This window comes from Acidisphaera rubrifaciens HS-AP3 (assembly GCF_000964365.1).
Lineage (GTDB): Bacteria > Pseudomonadota > Alphaproteobacteria > Acetobacterales > Acetobacteraceae > Acidisphaera > Acidisphaera rubrifaciens.
Genome location: NZ_BANB01000664.1, coordinates 1 through 1,454, shown reverse-complemented (window position 1 = coordinate 1,454; position 1,454 = coordinate 1). Strand labels below are relative to the sequence as shown.

Genomic DNA, 1,454 nt, shown 5'->3' with positions numbered 1-1,454 from the left:
GAACAGACGGCCGCCGAGGCCGGGCGCCGGGTGGTGCTGGAGGGCTACGGGCCGCCGGAGGACGAGCGCCTGCAAAGCTTCTCGATCACCCCCGATCCGGGCGTGATCGAGGTGAACGTCCATCCCGCCGCGAGCTGGGACGAGCACGTGGAGCGGACGACGTTCCTGTACGAGGAGGCGCGGCAGGTCGGGCTGGCGACCGAGAAGTTCATGCTCGACGGCCGCCATGTCGGCACCGGCGGGGGCAACCATGTCGTGATGGGCGCGGCCCGCGCCGCCGACAGCCCGTTCCTGCGCCGGCCCGACCTGCTGAAGTCGCTGCTGGGTTTCTGGCACAATCATCCGAGCCTGTCGTACCTGTTCAGCGGCCTGTTCATCGGGCCGTCCAGCCAGCATCCCCGCATCGACGAGGCGCGGCAGGACGCGCTGGCGGAGCTGGAGATCGCGATGCGGCGCGTGACGCCCTTCGCCCCCACGCCGCCATGGCTCACCGACCGGCTGTTCCGCAACATCCTCGCGGACATGACCGGCAACACGCACCGCACCGAGTTCTGCATCGACAAGATGTACGCGCCGGAGAGCAGCGGCGGCCGTCGCGGGCTGATCGAGTTCCGCGCCTTCGAGATGCCGCCGCATGCGCGCATGTCGGCGGCGCAGACGCTGCTGATGCGCGCCGCCATCGCCGCCTTCTGGCAGACGCCCTACGAGCGGCGGCTGGTGCGGTGGGGCAGCCGCATCCATGATCAGTTCATGCTGCGCAGCTTCGTCGAGCAGGACCTCCGCGACGCGCTGGAGGAACTCAGCCAGATCGGCGCGCCGCTCGACCCGGACTGGTTCGCGCCGCATCTGGAGTTCCGCTTCCCGCGCATCGGCGAGGTCGGCGTGCGCGACATGACGCTCACGCTCCGCCATGCGCTCGAACCCTGGCATACGCTGGGCGAGGAGCCGGCGGCGGGCGGCACCGTGCGCTATGTCGACAGCTCGGTCGAGCGGGTGGAGGCGGTGGTGTCGGGCTGGGTCGATGACCGCTACGTGCTGGCCTGCAACGGCGTCGCGGTGCCGCTGCGCCCGACCGAGCGGGCCGGCGACTACGCCGCCGGCGTGCGGTTCAAGGCCTGGAAGCCGCCCGAGTCGCTGCACCCGACCGTGCCGGTCCATACGCCGCTCATCTTCGACGTCTACGACCGCTGGACCGGCCGCAGCCTGGGCGGCCTGACGCATCACGTCGCCCATCCCGGCGGCCGCAACTACGAACGCTTCCCCGTCAACGCGAACGAGGCGGAGGCGCGGCGCCGCGCCCGCTTCTTCCCGTTCGGCCACACGCCCGGGCCGATGCCGGAGCCGCACATGCCGTTGGCGCTGGAACTGCCGTACACCCTCGACCTACGTGCGCAGGCCTGACAGCTTGCGCGTCCCATGACCTATGGCCAGCCTCTCGATGAAATGGTGGACGG

General features: G+C 70.8%; 1 protein-coding gene. It reads left to right on the top strand.

The window, feature by feature from the left end; translation table 11 throughout:
- A partial coding sequence (locus tag B8460_RS16050) for a transglutaminase family protein (protein ID WP_048862621.1) occupies positions 1–1,401 on the top strand: 1,401 nt, incomplete at its 5' end.
- Between the last annotated feature and the right edge of the window lie 53 nt (positions 1,402–1,454).